Annotated in this window: 15 protein-coding genes; 10 read left to right on the forward strand and 5 right to left on the reverse strand. The window is 70.3% G+C overall.

Features of this window, described 5'->3' with window-relative positions; genetic code table 11:
• Nucleotides 1-3: 3 nt before the first annotated feature.
• Together GDR74_RS14345 and GDR74_RS14350 are read left to right on the forward strand one after the other, a co-directional pair.
• On the forward strand, nt 4-2,823 hold the full coding sequence (locus GDR74_RS14345; RefSeq protein ID WP_152586942.1) for a DUF4159 domain-containing protein: 2,820 nt from the start codon (nt 4-6) through the stop codon (nt 2,821-2,823).
• A gap of 15 nt (nt 2,824-2,838) precedes the next feature.
• Nucleotides 2,839-4,911: a hypothetical protein gene (locus tag GDR74_RS14350; RefSeq protein ID WP_152586943.1), complete on the forward strand. Its 2,073-nt coding sequence runs from the start codon at nt 2,839-2,841 to the stop codon at nt 4,909-4,911.
• 22 nt (nt 4,912-4,933) lie between these two features.
• Here GDR74_RS14350 and GDR74_RS14355 read toward each other — a convergent pair whose 3' ends face one another.
• Entirely contained in the window at nt 4,934-5,437 is a 504-nt protein-coding gene (locus GDR74_RS14355) for a GNAT family N-acetyltransferase (protein WP_152586944.1), read from the reverse strand.
• A gap of 204 nt (nt 5,438-5,641) precedes the next feature.
• Entirely contained in the window at nt 5,642-6,130 is a 489-nt protein-coding gene (locus GDR74_RS14360; protein WP_246179583.1) for an NUDIX domain-containing protein, read from the reverse strand.
• Nucleotides 6,131-6,579: 449 nt separating this feature from the next.
• On the opposite strand from GDR74_RS14360, the gene GDR74_RS14365 reads away from it, so the two are divergent.
• A complete protein-coding gene (locus tag GDR74_RS14365) occupies nt 6,580-7,494 on the forward strand; it encodes a metallophosphoesterase family protein (RefSeq protein ID WP_152586945.1) in 915 nt (304 codons plus the stop codon).
• Between the two features lie 24 nt (nt 7,495-7,518).
• On the opposite strand, the gene GDR74_RS14370 is transcribed toward GDR74_RS14365, so the two are convergent.
• Complete coding sequence (locus GDR74_RS14370; RefSeq protein ID WP_246179584.1) at nt 7,519-8,577, reverse strand: acyltransferase family protein; 1,059 nt, start codon at nt 8,575-8,577, stop codon at nt 7,519-7,521.
• A gap of 272 nt (nt 8,578-8,849) precedes the next feature.
• On the opposite strand from GDR74_RS14370, the gene GDR74_RS14375 reads away from it, so the two are divergent.
• Nucleotides 8,850-9,626 (forward strand): DUF4142 domain-containing protein, encoded by a 777-nt coding sequence (locus tag GDR74_RS14375; protein WP_194164547.1) that lies wholly within the window; start codon nt 8,850-8,852, stop codon nt 9,624-9,626.
• 55 nt (nt 9,627-9,681) lie between these two features.
• Here the strand turns inward: GDR74_RS14375 and GDR74_RS14380 are convergent, their stop codons facing one another.
• Nucleotides 9,682-10,608, reverse strand: a complete 927-nt coding sequence (locus tag GDR74_RS14380) for a sugar kinase (RefSeq protein WP_152586948.1) — start codon at nt 10,606-10,608, stop codon at nt 9,682-9,684.
• The gene (locus GDR74_RS14385; protein WP_152586949.1) at nt 10,605-12,074 is read right to left on the reverse strand and encodes an FAD-binding oxidoreductase; all 1,470 of its coding nucleotides are present in this window, start codon (nt 12,072-12,074) and stop codon (nt 10,605-10,607) included. Before GDR74_RS14385 ends, GDR74_RS14380 begins: the two co-directional genes overlap by 4 nt.
• A 130-nt stretch (nt 12,075-12,204) precedes the next feature.
• Between GDR74_RS14385 and GDR74_RS14390 the strand changes: the two genes are divergently transcribed.
• The 6 genes from GDR74_RS14390 (at nt 12,205) to GDR74_RS14415 (ending at nt 17,342) form a co-directional block, all read left to right on the forward strand.
• Nucleotides 12,205-12,903: a fumarylacetoacetate hydrolase family protein gene (locus GDR74_RS14390; protein WP_152586950.1), complete on the forward strand. Its 699-nt coding sequence runs from the start codon at nt 12,205-12,207 to the stop codon at nt 12,901-12,903.
• A gap of 125 nt (nt 12,904-13,028) precedes the next feature.
• On the forward strand, nt 13,029-13,874 hold the full coding sequence (locus GDR74_RS14395; protein WP_152586951.1) for a lysine/arginine/ornithine ABC transporter substrate-binding protein: 846 nt from the start codon (nt 13,029-13,031) through the stop codon (nt 13,872-13,874).
• A 239-nt stretch (nt 13,875-14,113) separates the two neighbouring features.
• Nucleotides 14,114-14,959 (forward strand): lysine/arginine/ornithine ABC transporter substrate-binding protein, encoded by an 846-nt coding sequence (locus GDR74_RS14400; protein WP_152586952.1) that lies wholly within the window; start codon nt 14,114-14,116, stop codon nt 14,957-14,959.
• A gap of 76 nt (nt 14,960-15,035) precedes the next feature.
• Nucleotides 15,036-15,758 (forward strand): ABC transporter permease, encoded by a 723-nt coding sequence (locus GDR74_RS14405; RefSeq protein WP_152586953.1) that lies wholly within the window; start codon nt 15,036-15,038, stop codon nt 15,756-15,758.
• Complete coding sequence (locus GDR74_RS14410) at nt 15,758-16,483, forward strand: ABC transporter permease (RefSeq protein WP_152586954.1); 726 nt, start codon at nt 15,758-15,760, stop codon at nt 16,481-16,483. The genes GDR74_RS14405 and GDR74_RS14410 overlap by 1 nt, the downstream gene beginning before the upstream one ends.
• Before the next feature lie 34 nt (nt 16,484-16,517).
• Nucleotides 16,518-17,342 carry an ABC transporter ATP-binding protein gene (locus GDR74_RS14415; protein ID WP_246180178.1) on the forward strand — a complete coding sequence of 275 codons (825 nt, stop codon included), beginning with the start codon at nt 16,518-16,520 and terminating at the stop codon, nt 17,340-17,342.
• Nucleotides 17,343-17,375: the final 33 nt, after the last annotated feature.

The following is a 17,375-nucleotide window of genomic DNA, read 5'->3' on the forward strand; positions in this document are numbered from 1 at the left end:
ACCATGCTGGGACTTCCTCTCACCTTCGCTGCCCCTCTCGTCCTGGTCGCCCTCGCCGCCTTGCCTGCGATCTGGCTCCTCCTGCGCATCACGCCGCCGCAGCCGAAGCGGGTCGACTTCCCGCCGCTGCGGATCGTGGCGGATCTCCGTCCCGAGCAGGAGACTCCGGCCCGGACGCCCTGGTGGCTGCTGCTCCTGCGCCTCCTGCTGGCGGCCCTGCTCATCGTCGCCGCGGCCGGGCCGGTCTGGAACCCGCTGGCCGAGGGGAGCAGCCGCGCGCCGCTGCTGCTCCTGGTGGACAACGGCTTCGCCTCGGCTCACGACTGGCGCGAGCGGATGAACCTGGCCTCCGGACGGATCGAGGCGGCGGAGCGCGAGGGCCGCGTCGTCGCCGTGGCCGCCACGGCCGGCGAACCCCAGGATCTCCAGCCGATGAGCCCGGCCGCCGCCCTGGAGCGGCTGCGGACCTTCAGGCCCCTGCCCCACCTCCCCGAGCGCCGGGCGCATGTCGACGCCATCCGCCGGTTCCTGGAATCGACGCCCGGCGCGGAAATCGTCTGGATCAGCGACGGCGTCGCGGGCGTTGACGGTCAGGGCTTCATCGAGGGACTGGCTTCCGTGACCGGCAACCGCCCGACCGTTATTCTCAAGGCGGAGCAATCTCCCGCGCTCGCCATCGCCGGCACCGCAAACGCGGGCGGCCGGCTGACGGCCACCGTCGTCAGGGCCGAGCCCAACGGGCGCGATTCCGGCACCCTCCGCGCCCTCGACCTGAAGAACCTCCCCCTTGCCGATGCCCGCTTCGCCTTCGCCCCCGACGCGACGGAGGCCGTGGCCACCTTCGACGTGCCGACCGAGATCCGCAACGACATCGCGCGGATCGAGATCTTGGGCGAGAACGCGGCGGGGGCCGTCACCCTTCTCGACGAGAGCGGCAAGCGCCGGCGGGTCGGACTGGTCTTCGGCGGGACGGCGGATCAGGCCCAGCCGCTCCTGTCGCCGGTCTACTACATCGAGCGGGCGCTCGCGCCCTATGCGGAGATCCGCCTGGGCCGGGGCGGCGTGACCGACGCCATCGACCAGCTCCTCGCCGAGCAGGTGTCGGTCCTCGTCCTCGCGGACGTGGGCGGCCTCGACCGGGAGGCCCAGGCGAAGGTGGCGGCCTTCGTGGAGCGCGGCGGCCTTCTTCTGCGCTTCGCCGGATCGCGCCTCGCGGCGGGCAACGACGAGCTCGTCCCCGTGCGCCTGCGGCGCGGCGGCCGGACCCTCGGCGGCACCCTGTCCTGGGACACGCCCAAGACCTTCGCGCCCTTCACCCGCGAGAGCCCCTTCTTCGGCCTGCCCGTGCCGGAGGAGATCGGCGTCCGCCGCCAGATCCTGGCCGAGCCGGACAGCGACCTGCCCGCGAAGACCTGGGCGGCCCTCGCGGACGGCACGCCCATCGTGACGGCGGACAAGCGCGGGGACGGGCTGATCGTTCTCTTCCACGTGACCGCCGACACCACCTGGTCGAACCTGCCCCTGTCCGGGCTGTTCGTGGACATGCTGCGCCGCATTGCCGCCCTCGCCGGGTCGCCCGGCGACGCGAGCGCGGAGACCCGCAACGCGGAGAACCAGACCGTCGCCCCGCGCCTGACCCTCGACGGCTTCGGCGTGTTCACCTCGCCCCCGCCGACCGCCCGGGCGGTGACGCGCAACCATGCGGAGCGGGCGAGCGCCGAGCACCCGCCCGGCTTCTACGGTCCCGTCGACGGGAGCCTTGCGGTCAACGCCCTCGTCGCCGGCGACCGTCTCGCCCCGCTCGACTACGCGCCCCTGCGGGCCCGCATTGCGCCCCTCGAAGGGGCGAGGACCGTCGACCTGCGCGCGCCCCTCCTCGGCATCGCGCTCCTTCTTCTCCTGATCGATACCCTGGCCTCCCTCTGGCTCGGCGGGCACCTCGGCAACCTCTTCGGCCGCATGCGCCGGGCCGGAGCCGGAGCCGCCGTCCTGCTGGCGGCTCTCCTCGTCGCGGGCCTGCCGTCGGACGGCCGCGCCCAGGAGGAACCGTCGGCCGCCCGCCCCGGCCTGAGCCAGGACAGCCGCGCCTCCGCCCTCGTGACGCGGCTCGCCTACGTGATCACCGGCGACGCGCAGGTGGACGCGACGAGCAAGGCGGGGCTCCTCGGGCTCTCGCAGATGCTCGCCATGCGCACGGCCTTCCAGCCCGGGGACCCGATCGGCATCGACCCGGCGCGGGACGAGCTCGCCTTCTATCCCCTGCTCTATTGGCCGATCGTCGCGACGCGCCCGGTCCCGAGCGAGGCGGCGATCCGGCGGCTCGACGCCTTCATGAAGGGCGGCGGCACGGTGGTCTTCGACACGCGGGACGCCTTCAGCGCCCGCCCGGACGGGGCGGTGAGCGCGGAAGGCCAGTACCTGCGCCGGATGCTGGCGAGCCTGGACATTCCGGAGCTGGAGCCCGTGCCCTCCGACCACGTGCTGACCAAGACCTTCTACATCCTCGACGACTTCCCGGGGCGCTACGCCACGGGCCAGACCTGGGTGGAGGCCCTGCCGCCGCCGACCGAGGACACCGCCAACCGCCCGGCCCGCTCCGGCGACGGGGTGTCGCCGATCATCATCACCTCCAACGATCTCGCCGCCGCCTGGGCGGTGGGGCCGCGGGGCGAGGCGCTCTACCCGGTCGTCGGCAGCGATCAGCAGCGCCAGAGGGAGCTGTCATTCCGCAGCGGGATCAACATCGTCATGTACGCCCTGACGGGCAACTACAAGGCCGACCAGGTGCACGTGCCCGCCCTGCTCGAGCGCCTGGGACAATAGGAGTAGGACGGACCCGTGCTCTCCCTGACCTTCACCCCGCTCGTTCCCGTCCCGGCCCTGTGGGCCGTCGGAGCGGTCGCGGCCGTGCTCGCCGTGCTGGCCTTCGTGTCCCGCGGGCCGGTCGCCCTGCTGCGGGCCCTCGCCCTCGCCCTCGTGCTCCTCGCCCTCGCCAACCCCTCCCTCGTGCAGGAGGAGCGGGAGAAGGTGAGGGACATCGTCGCCGTGGTCGTGGACCGCACGACCTCGCAGACCCTCGGCGACCGCCAGGACATGACCGACCGGGTCCGCGCGGAGCTGGAGCGCCGGTTCGGATCGCTGGCGGACATCGAGCCCCGCTACATCGTGGCGACGGACGGCTCCGGGGACGACGGGACGCGCCTCTTCGCCGCCCTCTCCAACGGGCTGGCCGATGTGCCGCCGGACCGGCTCGCCGGCGCGATCCTGGTCACGGACGGCGTGGTCCACGACATTCCGCCGAACGTCGAGAGCCTCGGCTTCAAGGCGCCGCTCCACGTGCTCGTCACCGGACGGCCCGACGAGCGGGATCGGCAGATCAAGCTCCTGGAAGCGCCGCGCTTCGGGATCGTCGGCAAGGACCAGACCATCCGTGCGACGGTGATGGAGCGGGGCGGCACGGGCTCGGCCACCGTCACCGTGCGGCGGGACGGTCAGGAATTCGCCCGCCAGCAGGTGCGCACCGGCACCCCCTTCTCCATCGGCGTGCGCATCGAGCACGGCGGCCAGAACGTGGTCGAGATCGAGGTCGACGGCCTGCCCGGCGAATTGACCCAGGCCAACAACCGCGCGGTCGTTCCCATCGAGGGGATCCGCGAGAAGCTGCGCGTGCTCCTCGTCTCGGGCGAGCCCAATCCCGGCGAGCGGACCTGGCGCAACCTGCTCAAGTCGGATGCCAACGTGGACCTCGTGCACTTCACGATCCTGCGTCCGCCGGAGAAGCAGGACGGCACGCCCATCAACGAGCTGTCCCTGATCGCCTTCCCGACCCGGGAGCTGTTCCAGCAGAAGATCAGGGAGTTCGACCTGATCATCTTCGACCGCTACGCCAACCAGAGCGTCCTGCCGTCGAGCTATTTCGAGAACATCGTGCGCTACGTGCGCGACGGGGGCGCGGTGCTGGTGGCGGCAGGCCCGGAATTCGCCGGCTTCGGCAGCCTCGCCCAGACCCGCCTCGCTCCCATCATTCCCGGCGTGCCGGACGGGCGCATCGTCGAGGAGCCTTTCAAGGCGCGCATCACGGACACGGGGGCGCGCCATCCCGTGACCCGCGACCTGCCGGGCTCGGAGGCGAACCCGCCGGCCTGGGGCGCGTGGCTGCGCACCATCGGGTCGCAGGTCGGAACGGGGAGCACCGTCATGTCCGGGGCGGAGAACCTGCCCCTCCTCGTGCTCAGGCGGGAGGAGAAGGGGCGGGTCGCCCTGCTGCTTTCCGACCACGCCTGGCTGTGGGCCCGGGGCTACGAGGGCGGCGGCCCCCACCTCGATCTCCTGCGGCGCCTGGCGCACTGGCTCATGAAGGAGCCTGCCCTGGAAGAGGAGGCCCTGCGCGCCGCCGCGGCGGGACGCGACATCCGGATCGAGCGCCAGACCATGAAGGACGCCGCCGATCCGGCGACCCTGAGGGCGCCGAGCGGCGCGGAAAGCGCCGTTCCCCTGACCGAGTCCCGGCCGGGCCTGTTCACCGCCCAGGTGACGAGCCGGGAGATGGGCCTCCATACGGTGCGCTCCGGCGATCTCATCGCCTTCGTGAGCATCGGCCCCGCCAATCCCCGGGAGCTGACGGACGTGTTCAGCAACACGGAGGCCCTGCGCCCCATCGCGGAGGCGACGGGTGGCTCGGTCCGGCGCGTCGTCGCCGAAGCGGGCGCGGAGATCGCGGTGCCGCGCATCCTCGCGGTGAGATCCGGCTCGCGCTTTTTCGGCAGCGACTGGATCGGCATCCGGCCGAGCGACAGCGCGATCGTGCGCGGCGTGTCGGTCTTCCCTCTGGCCATCGGGCTCCTGGGCCTCGCCCTGCTGGTCGGCGCGATCCTGGTCGCCTGGGTCGCCGAGGGCCGCCGGCGGGCCTGAACGGCAGGCTCCTCCCGCCCCGTCAGGCCGGCAGCACGCTGACCTTGCCCCTCGCCCGCTCCAGCGCGCCCTCGGCGAGTTCGACCGCGAGGAAACGGTCGGGATTGACCGGGCCCGGCAACACGAGATGGCCGGGCGGGACGCGCTTGAAGCCGAAGCGGCGGTAATAGGGCTCGTCGCCCACCAGCAGGACCAGGGTGTGGCCTTTGTCCCTGGCCGCTTCGAGGGAGCGGCGCATCAGCGCCGCCCCGATGCCCCGGCCTTCGAAGGCGGGCTCGACGGTCAGCGGACCGAGCATCAGGGCCATCTCCGTCCCCGCCTGGACCGGCGTGAGGCGGACGGAGCCGACGAGCAGGGTGCCCACCATCGCCGTGAAGGAGAGTTCGAGCAGGTGCGGCGCGCCCTCCCGCAGGCGGGACGCGGTGCGCGCGAACCGGCCGGGACCGAAGGCGCGTTCGTGCAGGCGCTCGATGGCCTCGGAATCGATGGGCTGCTCGTTGCGGATGATCAGGGAAAGCTCGGTCATGGACGGACTCGCGGAAACGGCGATGCAAGACGGACGTGACGGATCGTCAGCCGTTTCGTCGTCGCAGGATCCGGGTCGGGGTCATGAAGCGCGCGTCCTCGTCCGCTTGGTCCATGGCGCATGGTGCGGAAAACTGGACCGGTCGTCCGCACGGGACGATGCTCTAGCAGTGCGGGGCCCGGCAGGCAAACGGTTCCGCTCGCCCTACCATACCGCGCCGGCCGGCTCGCCCCGCAGGATCTCCGAAAGGCGTCGGCGCGTCGCCCGGGTCACGCCCTCGGGCAGCCGGTCGAGAGGGAAGAATCCGGCTTCGGCGATCTCCCGGTCCGGCAGCTTGGGGCCGGTGACGGCGAAATCCCGCACCACGTAGACCACCACATGGTCGCGGGGAGAGGCCTGCCGGTTGAAGAACACGCCGTGGAGGCGCGGCGGCCCGGTCATCTCGATGCAGGCCTCCTCGCGGAGCTCACGCTCCAGGGCTTCCAGCACGGGCTCCCCGGTCTCGACGCCGCCGCCGGGCAGGTGCCAGCCCGGCACGTAGGTGTGACGGATCAGGAAGACCCGCTCGTCGCCGTCGACGACGGCGGCCCGCACGCCGAGGGTCATGCCGCGCGAGAAGCGCCAGTAGGTGTGAAAGGCGCGGCGCAGCAGGCGGCCGGCGAGCTTCGACTCGGTGACGAGGGGCATTCTCATGAAGGAGCACGGCCCGAATGACGATTTGATGAACGAGCTATACTTTAGGCGCATATCTGTGCCAATGTTTCAGCATGTGACATGCACCTCAAGCGGGACTATGACAAATCTAGCCAAAAGGTGCCGCCATGTTCGTCTCCCTGATCCTTTCCTTCCTCTCGCGCTCCGCCCGCTTCACCTGGTCCCCGGCCCTCGATCTCGAGGACCATGCGATCCGCTCGACCCTGATCCCCGGCGCGCAGTACTGATCGGAACCGAGCCGCCATTCCCGCTCGTCCCCGAGGAGGCCCTTCGGGGACTTTTCCTTGGTCCGGCGCCGATCCGGAGCGGCCGCGGATCGCGAGTGAAGGCGCAGCCGGAATCCGCCCCGCGCGAGGCGCCCGCCGCCAGGGCATGGCAGCCGACATGGGCGATTGGCGAGCGGCATTCGAGACCGTAAGGTCGCGGCCATGTTCCGCCTCGCCCATCTGACCGATCCCCATGTGGGACCGCTTCCCCGTCCGCAGCTGCGGCAGCTCCTGAGCAAGCGCCTCACCGGCTGGTACAACTGGCATCGCAGCCGGTCCGCAACCCACGACATGGAGCTCCTGGCGGCGCTGGTCTCGGACATCCGCGCCCAGGCGCCGAACCACATCGCCTGCACGGGCGACACGTGCAACATCGGCCTGCCGAGCGAGTGGACGACGTCGCGGATCTTCCTGGAAAGCCTCGGCTCGCCGGAAACGGTGAGCTTCGTGCCCGGCAACCACGACGCCTATGTCATGGGCGCGCTCGAAGGGCTCCTGAAGGAGGTGGCGCCGTGGACCCGCGGCATCGACGGCCGGGAGGGCGTCTTCCCGTTCCTGCGCCGCTTCGGCCCGGTGGCCCTGGTCGGCCTGTCCTCCGCCATTCCCACCCTGCCCTTCGTGGCGAGCGGGCGCGTCGGCTCGAGGCAGATGAAGGCGGCGGAGCGGATCCTCGCGGAACTCGGGCAGGACCCCGCCTGCTTCCGCATCGTCCTGATCCACCACCCCCCGCATCGCGGCGGGGCGCAGCCCGGCCGCAACCTGACCGATGCGAGCGCGTTCGAGGCCATGATCCGCCGGGTCGGCGCGGAGCTCGTGCTCCACGGGCACAACCATGTGGGATCGCTGGCGCACCTGCCGGGCCCGCGCGGCCCTGTCCCGGTGGTCGGCGCGCCCTCCGCCTCCGCCCGGAGCGGGACCATGACCCATAAGGCAGGCTACCACCTCTTCACCATCGACCGGGACGAGACGGGCTTCCTCCTCACGGCGGAGTTGCGCGGACTGCAGCCGGACGGGACCATCGGCGGGATGGGGATGCTCTCCCTCGGACAGATCCGGCGGGGCGGCGGCGGGTCCTGAGAAACGGGCGCACGGCGACCGACCTCAGGCGCGACGGTCCACCCATGCCCGCAGGGCATCGGTGAGGGGCCGCTCGAAGAGGCGGTGGACCAGGATGCCCGCGAGGAGCGTCACGGCAAGGGACAGGGCGACGAAGCCCCAAGGCCCGAGCGCCGCATCGGCCCCCGTGCGCGCGAGCACGACCCCCATGCCCCGGATCGCGAAGGGATGGACGAGGTAGATCGCATAGGAGGCATCCCCCGCCGTCACCGCGAAGCGCGTCAGGGCGCTCGGCTCCCGCTCCGTGCGGCTCAAGGCCGCCGCGGCGACGAGAAGGGCCGCCGGCAGCCCCCAGGCCAGGGGCCGCATTTCGCTCAGGTCGCTCCGCAGATCGATGAGGTTCGCCGCCAGCAGCGCGACGGCGGCGAGCGCCAGGGCCCACCGGACGCCCCTGCCCAGGGTGACGCCTTTCGCGTGGAGCCAGCCGAGCCCGAGGCCGAAGGCGAATTCCAGGAGGATCGGGTCGGTCCAGAACGCCAGCGGCTGGGGGAGCGGCAGCAGCCTGCCGGCCAGGACCAGTACCGCGAGGCCCGCGACGAGCAGGCTCAGCGCGATCCGCTTCGGTCGGACGATCACCGCCGCGAAGAGCAGGTAGAAGAACATCTCGTAGTTCAGGGTCCAGCCCAGGGAGTAGAGGGGCTGGACGGTCCCGTCCGGGCGCTCGAAGGGAACGAACAGATAGGAGGCCAGCACCTGCCAGGGCTGGAGCGGAGCGCTGTTGAGAAGGGCGGGAGCGGCGAGGGAGACCGCGAGATAGAGCGTCGTGACGGCCCAGTAGAGCGGGACGATGCGCACGAGGCGCCGGGCCAGGAACACGCCCCTCGCCCCCGCCTCGCCGAAGAGCGGGCGGGAGGCATAGACCATGATGAAGCCGGAGATCACGAAGAACACGTCGACGCCCGCCATCCACGGGAAGCGGTCGAGGGCGGCGAAGCCGTGCCCGATGCGGGCCGCCAGTCCTTCCGCATCGTGCTGCGCATGCAGGAAGGCGACCGACAGGGCGGCGAGCGCTCTCAGGACCTGGACGTGGAGAAGTTTCGACAAGGCGATCTCGGTACCGGACGTGCGCTCATACCCCATTGCGGCCGCGGCCGCACCCTCGTTCGGCGCGCAGGGGCGAAATGCCCGTATCCGGCGGCCGGCCCAGGTCGAGGGCGGCGCTCCGCAGTATCGGGAAGAAACGCTCGAGCCCTCGTGTCGGACCCGGAACATCGTGGACACTACATCGTTGTAGGGCTGCAGCAGCCACCAGTAATTCTCTGCAAGCCAACAGGCCTTGCAAGGGTGTTCTGCGTTCCCAACCAGGAGCTCATCCTATGAAGAAATACGTTGTTCTTGCAGCTTTGCTGACGACTGCGTCCGCTCCGGCCTTCGCGCAGACGCTCGACGGCCAGACCTTCCGCACCATGGCGGCCCAGGCCGACGCCTTCGAGATCGCGGCAAGCCGCATGGCGCTGGAGCGCTCCCGGAGCCCGCGGGTGAAGACCTTCGCCCAGAACATGATCGCCGAGCACGGCCAGACCAGCCAGGCCCTGAACGGCGGCCAGGCGGTCTATTCGGCCAGCGGCGAATGGCTCGGCACCACCATGACCGGCACCCTGGCGGGCGCGGGCATCGGCGCCCTGGTGGGCGGCCCGGTGGGCGCTGCGGTGGGCGCCGGCATCGGCGCGACCACCGGCACGGTGGCCTCGGCCGCCACGGCCACTCCCGGTCCGAAGCCGGGCTACGACCCGAACTATGACGGCCCCCTCGGCCGCCGCAGCAACCTGCGTTCGGGCAGCCTGGCGACGAATCCGAACGAGGCCGGTCCGGCCACCACGGGCACGGTCGTTGCGGCTGCGCCGATGCAGCTGCCGGTCCAGCTCGACCCCGAGAAGAGCCGCATGCTGAACGAGCTCGCCTCGGCCCGCGGCAGCCAGTTCGACCGTCTCTACGGCCGCTACCAGCGCGCCGCGCACCAGCAGACCCTGGCGCTCTACCAGCAATATGCCCAGGTCGGCACGGATCCGGCGCTCGTCACCTACGCCCGGTCGGTGATTCCGCACCTGGAGCAGCATCTGGCCGACGCCCGTCGCCTGCCGGGCGGCCGTTGATCTCCTCCGACCTTCCGGCTCTTCTGAGCGGCGGGCCCTTCGCGGCCCGCCGTTTTCATGCGGCGCGCAGGAAGCTCTCCACCGCCTGCCGCGTCGGCATCGGCCCCACGCCCCCCTGCCCGAGGGTCGAGAGGGCGGCGGCGGCATTGGCATAGGCGGCGGCCCTGAACGGGTCGCCATGGACCAGCCACTCGGCCAGGAACGCCCCGTCGAAGGTGTCCCCCGCCCCCGTGGCGTCCACCGCCTCCACGGGACGCGCCGGGATGACCTCGCGCCGCTCCGGCGTCGCGACCATGGTGCCCGCCTTGCCCATGGTCAGGGCGACGATCCGGCAGCCGAGCCCCAGATAGAACGCGCAGATGTCCTCCGGCCGGTCGAGGCCGGTGAGCTGCCGGGCGTCGTCGAGGCCCGGGAGAGCGATGTCGCTCAGCGCGACGGCGGCATGGATCACCGCGCGGGCGCGGTCGAGCGGCCAGAGGCGAAGGCGCAGGTTCGTGTCGTAGCTGACCGCGGTGCCGCTGGCCTTCGCATGGCGGATCGCCGCGAAGACCGCGTCGGCGCAGTCCCCGGAGATGGCCTGGCTGATGCCGGAGGCATGGAGGACCCGCGCGGCGGCGATCCGGTCGAGCGGCAGCTCCCCGGGACGGACGAGGCTCGCCGCCGATCCGGCGCGGGCATAGGAGAAGACGTGCCCCTCCTCGCCGTAGCCGATGAAGTAGACGCCGGTCCGCCCGCCGGCGCGCAGGATCACGGAGGAGCGGTCGACTCCCTCCCTGTCCCACAGGGCGAGGATTTCCCGGCCGAAGGCGTCGTCGCCGAGGGCGGTGAAGATGGCGGCCTTCGCGCCCTGGCGCGCGGCCGCCACGGCCGTGTTCGACACGTCGCCGCCGAAGCCCGGCAGGTAAAGCCGCTCCCCGCCGCGCCGCACCTCGGCGAACTCCATCAGCGGCTCGCCGATGGCCAGGATGTCGATGCTCTTCATGGATGTTCCATAAGTCCTGCGATGGCCGAGGGGGCGGGGCCGCCGATGTCGATGACCTTGCCGGGATTGAGGAGGTTGCGCGGGTCGAGGGTGCGCTTGAGGGCCCGCATGAGGTCGAGGGCGACCGGGTCCTTGTAGCGCAGGAGCTCCTCGCGCTTGATGAGCCCGACGCCGTGCTCCGCCGCGATGGACCCGTCCATGGCATGCACGATGTCGTGGACGATCCGGTTGAACCGCGCCCATTCGGCCAGGAACGCGTCCCTGTCCATGCCGACCGGCTGGGACAGGTTGAAGTGGATGTTGCCGTCGCCGAAATGGCCGAAGGCGCAGACCCGGATCCCCGGCATCTCCGCCTCGCAGGCCTTGGCGGCCGTCTCGATGAACTCCGCGACCCGCGAGACCGGCACCGCGACGTCGTGCTTGATCGAGCCGCCCTCGAATCTCTGGACCTCGGAGAGGCTCTCCCGCAGGCCCCACAGGGCGAGGCTCTGGGCCTCGCTCGCGCCGAGGGCCGCATCCGCGATGAGGCCATCCTCCAGCGCCTGCCCGAGGACGGTTTCCAGCCGCCCCCGGAGGTCGGCGTCCGCCTGCGGCGAGGACAGCTCGACGAGCGCATAGGAGGGGTGGCGGCCCGCCAGGGGACGCACCGCGCCGGGACGGTGCCTGAGCACGATCTCCAGCCCGAAATCGGGGATGTACTCGAAGGCGGTCAGCTGGTCGCCCGCCGCCTCGCGGAGGCGCTCGAACAGGGCGAGCGCCCGGCCCGGCGAGGCGCAGCCGACGAAGGCGGTGACGCGGACCCGGGGCTTCGGAAAGAGCTTCAGGACCGCGGCGGTGATGATGCCGAGCGTTCCCTCCGAGCCGATGAACAGGTCCTTGAGGTCGTAGCCCGTGTTGTCCTTGCGCAGACCCTTGAGGCCGTTCCAGACCCGCCCGTCCGCGAGGACCACCTCCAGCCCCAGGGTCAGCTCCCGCATGTTGCCGTAGCGCAGGACCGCGGTGCCGCCCGCGTTGGTGGCGAGGTTGCCGCCGATGCGGCAGGAGCCCTCCGAGGCCAGGGACAGGGGAAAGAGGTGGCCCGCCGCCTCGGCCGCCTCCTGCACAGCCCTGAGGATGCAGCCGGCCTCCACGGTGATCGTGGCGTTGACAGGGTCGAGATGGCGGATCCGGTCCAGCCGGGCCAGGGACAGGACGATTCCCCCGTCCGGGACCCCGCCGCCGACGAGGCCGGTATTGCCCCCCTGCGGGACGATCGGGACGCCGGCCCGCGCGCATTCCCGCACGACGAAGGCGACCTCCTCCCGGTCGCCCGGCCGCACCAGGGCGAGCGCCCTGCCGCGATAGAGGCCCCGCGTCTCCGTCAGGGCGGGCTCGAGATCGTCGGCGCCGGTGAGGACGGCCGCCGCCCCGAGCCGTTCCGTCAGGCCGTCGATGAGGGTTCCGTGCTCGGATGCTGCGGTGGCCATTCCTGCTCCTCGGGTCGGGCGCATAGTCATTGCGTCTTGTGGCGCCGGGAGCAAGGTGTAGGAAGGAGGCAACCGGCCGCTCCCACAGGAAGGCCGGGACGAATCCCTCCCTCACTCTGCCGGACATCCGATGGCCCTTGTCATTCCCGCCCCGACCGCCCCCGTCCTGCCGGTCGCGGATTCGAGCGATCTCTTTCCCGTGCGCCGGGTCTACTGCGTCGGCCGCAACTATGCGGCCCATGCCCGCGAGATGGGCGGCGACCCGACCCGCGAGCCGCCGTTCTTCTTCATGAAACCGGCCGACGCGCTCCAGCCGATTCCGGCCGGGCGGACCGTCGACCATCCCTATCCGCCCAGGACACGCAACTATCACTTCGAGATCGAGATGGTGGCGGCGCTCGCCCGGGGCGGCCGCGACATCCCCGTGGAGACGGCCCTCGACCACGTCTTCGGCTATGCGGTCGGCCTCGACATGACCCGCCGCGACCTTCAGGACGAGGCGAAGCAGCTCCGCCGCCCGTGGGAGCTGGGCAAGGCGGCCGACCTGTCCGGCCCCGTCGGCCCGCTGGTTCCCGCCTCCCGCATCGGCCATCCCGCAAAGGGCACGATCTCGCTGGCCGTCGACGGGACGGTGAGGCAGAAGGCCGATCTTTCCGACATGATCTGGTCCGTCGCGGAGCAGATTTCCTACCTTTCCGCCTATTTCGAGCTCGCGCCGGGCGACGTCATCTTCTCCGGCACTCCGGAGGGCGTGGGGCCGGTCGAGCGCGGCCAGACCATGACGGGATCCGTCGAGGGCCTGGGGGAAATCCGCCTGCGGGTCGTCTAGCCGGGGCCTGCAGAAGGCGTCTTGCCTTTTCGTTCCGTTTGGCCGTTACTCCGTGACGGCGCGGCCGGGAGGCCGCGAGAAGCGAGGCTCGTCTCAGCCCGAGCCGTAGAATCAAGGGAACACAGATGAAGTTCTTCAAGACAGTCAGCCTGGCCATCCTGGGCTCCGCGCTTGCGATGGGCGGCGCGGCGGCGCAGGAGAAGACCGTGAAGATCGCCACCGAGGGCGCCTACGCCCCGTGGAACTTCACCGGCGCGGGCGGCAAGCTGGAGGGGTTCGAGGTCGATCTGGCGAACGACCTGTGCGCGCGCATGAAGGTGAAGTGCGAGATCGTGGCGCAGGACTGGGACGGCATCATCCCGGCGCTGAACGCCAAGAAGTACGACGCCATCATGGCCGGCATGAGCATCACCGAAGAGCGCAAGAAGGTGATCGACTTCTCCCGCCCCTATGCCGCGGGTCCGAACGGCTTCCTGGTTCCTAAGTCCTCGCCGCTCGCCAAGATGCCCGGCACGGGGCAGGCCTTCAACCTCGGCACCCAGAAGGAGGCCGCCGAGAAGGCCATCGACGCCGTGAAGCCGCTGCTCAAGGGCAAGACCATCGGCGTGCAGGGCTCGACCATTCACGCGAACTTCGCCGACAAGTACTACAAGGGCACCGCCGAGATCCGCGAGTACAAGACCACCGAGGCGCACGACCTCGATCTCGCCGCCGGCCGCATCGATGCGGTTCTGGCGGATTCCACGGCGATCATCGGCACCCTCGAGAAGCCCGAGTTCAAGGATTACGTTCTCGTCGGCCCGTCCATCACCGGCGGCCTGCTCGGCGAAGGCGTGGGCGTCGGCCTGCGCAAGGAGGACACCGAGCTGAAGAAGGCCTTCAACGAGGCCATCCAGGCCGCGGTCAACGACGGCACGGTGAAGAAGCTGTCCGAGAAGTGGTTCAAGATCGACATCTCGCCGAAGGGCTGAGGTCCGGGAGCCGAACCGGCTTCCCTTGAGGCAAGAAGGCGCGGCCCGGCCGCGCCTTTTTTTGTCGAATCGGCGCCGCCTGCGACCGAAAACACCATTCCGGACGGCCGATTCGGCAGGATTGGGACTTGCGCTGGCTCGGCTTTTGAATGTTAGCTTCCAGCCAGCGACGATGGCCGGAGCGCGTCTCCGGCCTCGCCAGGGAAGGCGCAACGGACGCTAACGACAAGGGAACGACGATGAGGATGTTCAAGGGACTGGGTCTCGGCCTCCTGGCCGCGGCGCTTGCGATGGGCGGCGCGGCGGCGCAGGAGAAGACCGTGAAGATCGCCACCGAGGGCGCCTACGCCCCGTGGAACTTCACCGGCGCGGGCGGCAAGCTGGAGGGGTTCGAGGTCGATCTGGCGAACGACCTGTGCGCGCGCATGAAGGTGAAGTGCGAGATCGTGGCGCAGGACTGGGACGGCATCATCCCGGCGCTGAACGCCAAGAAGTACGACGCCATCATGGCCGGCATGAACATCACCGACAAGCGGCTCGAGGTGATCGACTTCTCCCGCCCCTACGCTTCCGGGCTCCACGGCTTCGCCACCGCCAAGGATTCTCCCCTGGCCAAGCTCGAAGGAACGGGCGGCCGCCTGAACCTGGACAAGGATCCCGAGGGCGCGCAGAAGGTCATCGAGGCGTGGAAGCCGCTGCTCAAGGGCAAGACCGTGGGCGTGCAGGGCTCGACCGTGAACTCCCAGTTCCTGGAAAAGTATCTCAAGGACGTGATCCAGATCCGCGAGTACAAGACCACGGAGCAGCACGACCTCGATCTCGCCGCCGGCCGCGTCGACGCGATCTTCGCCGCGCAGTCCTCCATGAGGGCGACGCTCGACCAGCCCGAGTTCAAGAACATGACCATGGCCGGCGCGGGCGTTTCCGGCGGCGTCCTGGGCCGCGGCGTCGCCGTGGGCCTGCGCAAGGGCGAGGCGGACCTGAAGAAGGCCTTCGACACGGCGATCCAGGCCGCCATCGACGACGGAACGGTCAAGAAGCTCACGGAGAAGTGGTTCAAGGTCGACATGACGCCGCAGACCTGAGCGCGGCCCGGAAGGATCATCGACTCGAACGGCGTCGCCCCGCATGCGGGGCGACGCATAACAGGAACGGTTCAGCGTGCAGCAATTGAGCTATTTCGAGCTCGTCGGGTTCGGCCCGAACGGGTGGGGATGGGCGCTCCTGACGGCGACCGGCATGACGCTGGCGGTGGCGCTGTGCGGATTTCTCGTCGGCTCCGTGGTCGGCACGTTCGTCGCCTGGGCGAAGCTCTCGCGCAACGTCGCGGCCCGCTGGCTGGCGGACGGGTACACGACGATCCTGCGCGGCATCCCCGATCTTCTCGTCATCTATCTCTTCTATTTCGGCGGCAGCGCGGCTCTCAGCGCCATCGGCAGCCTCTTCGGGGCGCAGGGCTTCATCGGCGTGCCCGCCTTCGTCACCGGCGCGCTCGCCATCGGCATCGTCTCGGGCGCCTACCAGGCCGAGGTGTTCCGCGGCGCATACCAGGTGGTCTCCCGGGGGGAGATCGAGGCGGCGCGCTCCGTGGGCATGCACCGCTGGCTCATGTTCCGCCGCATCGTCGCGCCGCAGGTGCTGCGCTACGCGATCCCCGGTCTTGGCAATACGTGGCAGCTGGTCCTGAAGGAATCCGCCCTCATCTCCGTGACCGGCCTCGTCGAGTTGCTGCGCCAGTCGCACATCGCCGCCGGGTCCACGCGCAGGCCCTTCGACTTCTACATCACCGCGGGCGTGCTCTATCTCCTGATCACCTGGGTTTCCACCTACCTGTTCCAGCGCGCCGAAACCCACTCCATGCGCGGCATGAGGAGGGCTTCCTGATGGACTTCGCCTTCATGCGGGACACTTTCCTGCAGCTCATCGCCGGCGTGCCGCTGACGCTCAACCTCGCCTTCACCTCGGTCGCCTTCGGCGCCGTGTTCGCCATGCTGCTGGCGCTCATGCGCATGTCGGGGGTGCGCGTGCTCGACGGTTTCGCGCGCGCCTACGTGTTCGTGTTTCGCGGCACGCCGCTCCTCGTGCAGATCTTCCTGATCTATTACGGCCTCGGGCAGTTCCGCCCGACGCTCCAGGAGTGGGGCCTGTGGGGCTTCTTCCGCGAGCCTTACTGGTGCGCGGTGCTGGCTCTCACCCTCAACACCGCCGCCTATGCCAGCGAGATCTTCCGCGGCGGGCTCCAGGCGGTTCCCCACCAGCAGGTGGAGGCGGCGCGCGCCTGCGGCATGTCGGGCTTCCTGCTCTTCCGCCGCATCGTGTTTCCCATCGCCGTCCGCCAGGCCCTGCCCGCCTACGGCAGCGAGATCATCCTCATGGTGAAGGCGACCTCGCTCGCCTCCATCATCACGATGATGGAGGTGACGGGGCTGGCGGCGAAGCTCATCTCGCAGACCTTCCGCGCGGTCGAGGTGTTCGTGGTGGCGGGCGCGATCTACCTCATCCTCAACTTCGCGATCACCCGTATCGTCATGGCCATCGAATGGTGGCTCTCGCCCCACCTGCGCCGCCCGCCTTCCGTCGAGCCGAAGCTGGAGGCCGCCCATGTCTGAGGCCGCGACCCAAGGCAGCGCCGTGTCCCGTGCAATGTCCCATGCCGCTCACCCTTCCGCCCCGTCGCAAACCGGAGCCTCGTCCGTGACGACCGCCAACGTTCCCGCCGTATCGGTTCACAACCTGCGCAAGAGCTTCGGCGCGCTCGAGGTGCTCAAGGGCGTTTCCCTGGAGGCCCGGGAAGGCGACGTGATCTCGATCCTGGGGGCCTCGGGATCGGGCAAGTCCACCATGCTCCGCTGCATCAACATGCTCGAGGTGCCGGATTCCGGCGAGGTGCGGATCGGGGGCGAAGCCATCCGCCTGAAGCAGACCCGCCGCGGCATGGAGCCCGCCGACCAGGCGCAGGTCGACCGCATCCGCTCCCGGGTCGCCATGGTCTTCCAGAGCTTCAACCTCTGGTCTCACATGACGATCCTGGAGAACGTCATCGAGGCGCCGGTCCACGTGCAGAAGCGGCCGAAGGCGGAGTGCATCGCCGAGGCCGAGGCCCTGCTGGAGAAGGTCGGCATCGCGGACAAGCGCAACCAGTACCCGTCGCACCTCTCGGGCGGCCAGCAGCAGCGCGCGGCGATTGCCCGCGCGCTGGCCATGCGCCCTCAGGTCATGCTCTTCGACGAGCCGACCTCGGCGCTCGACCCCGAACTCGTCGGCGAGGTGCTGCGCGTGATGCGCTCGCTCGCGGAGGAAGGACGGACGATGCTCGTCGTTACCCACGAGATGGGCTTCGCCCGCGACGTCTCGAACCGGGTGATGTTCCTGCACAAGGGCGTGGTCGAAGAGGAAGGTCCGCCGGCGGAGGTTTTCGGCGCCCCGAAATCGGAGCGCTTCAAGCAGTTCATCTCCAGCCACCGCTGACCCGTGCCGCCGGAGGGCTGGAACCGGTCTCCG

It is taken from the genome of Microvirga thermotolerans (genome assembly GCF_009363855.1).
GTDB classification, from domain to species: Bacteria; Pseudomonadota; Alphaproteobacteria; order Rhizobiales; family Beijerinckiaceae; genus Microvirga; species Microvirga thermotolerans.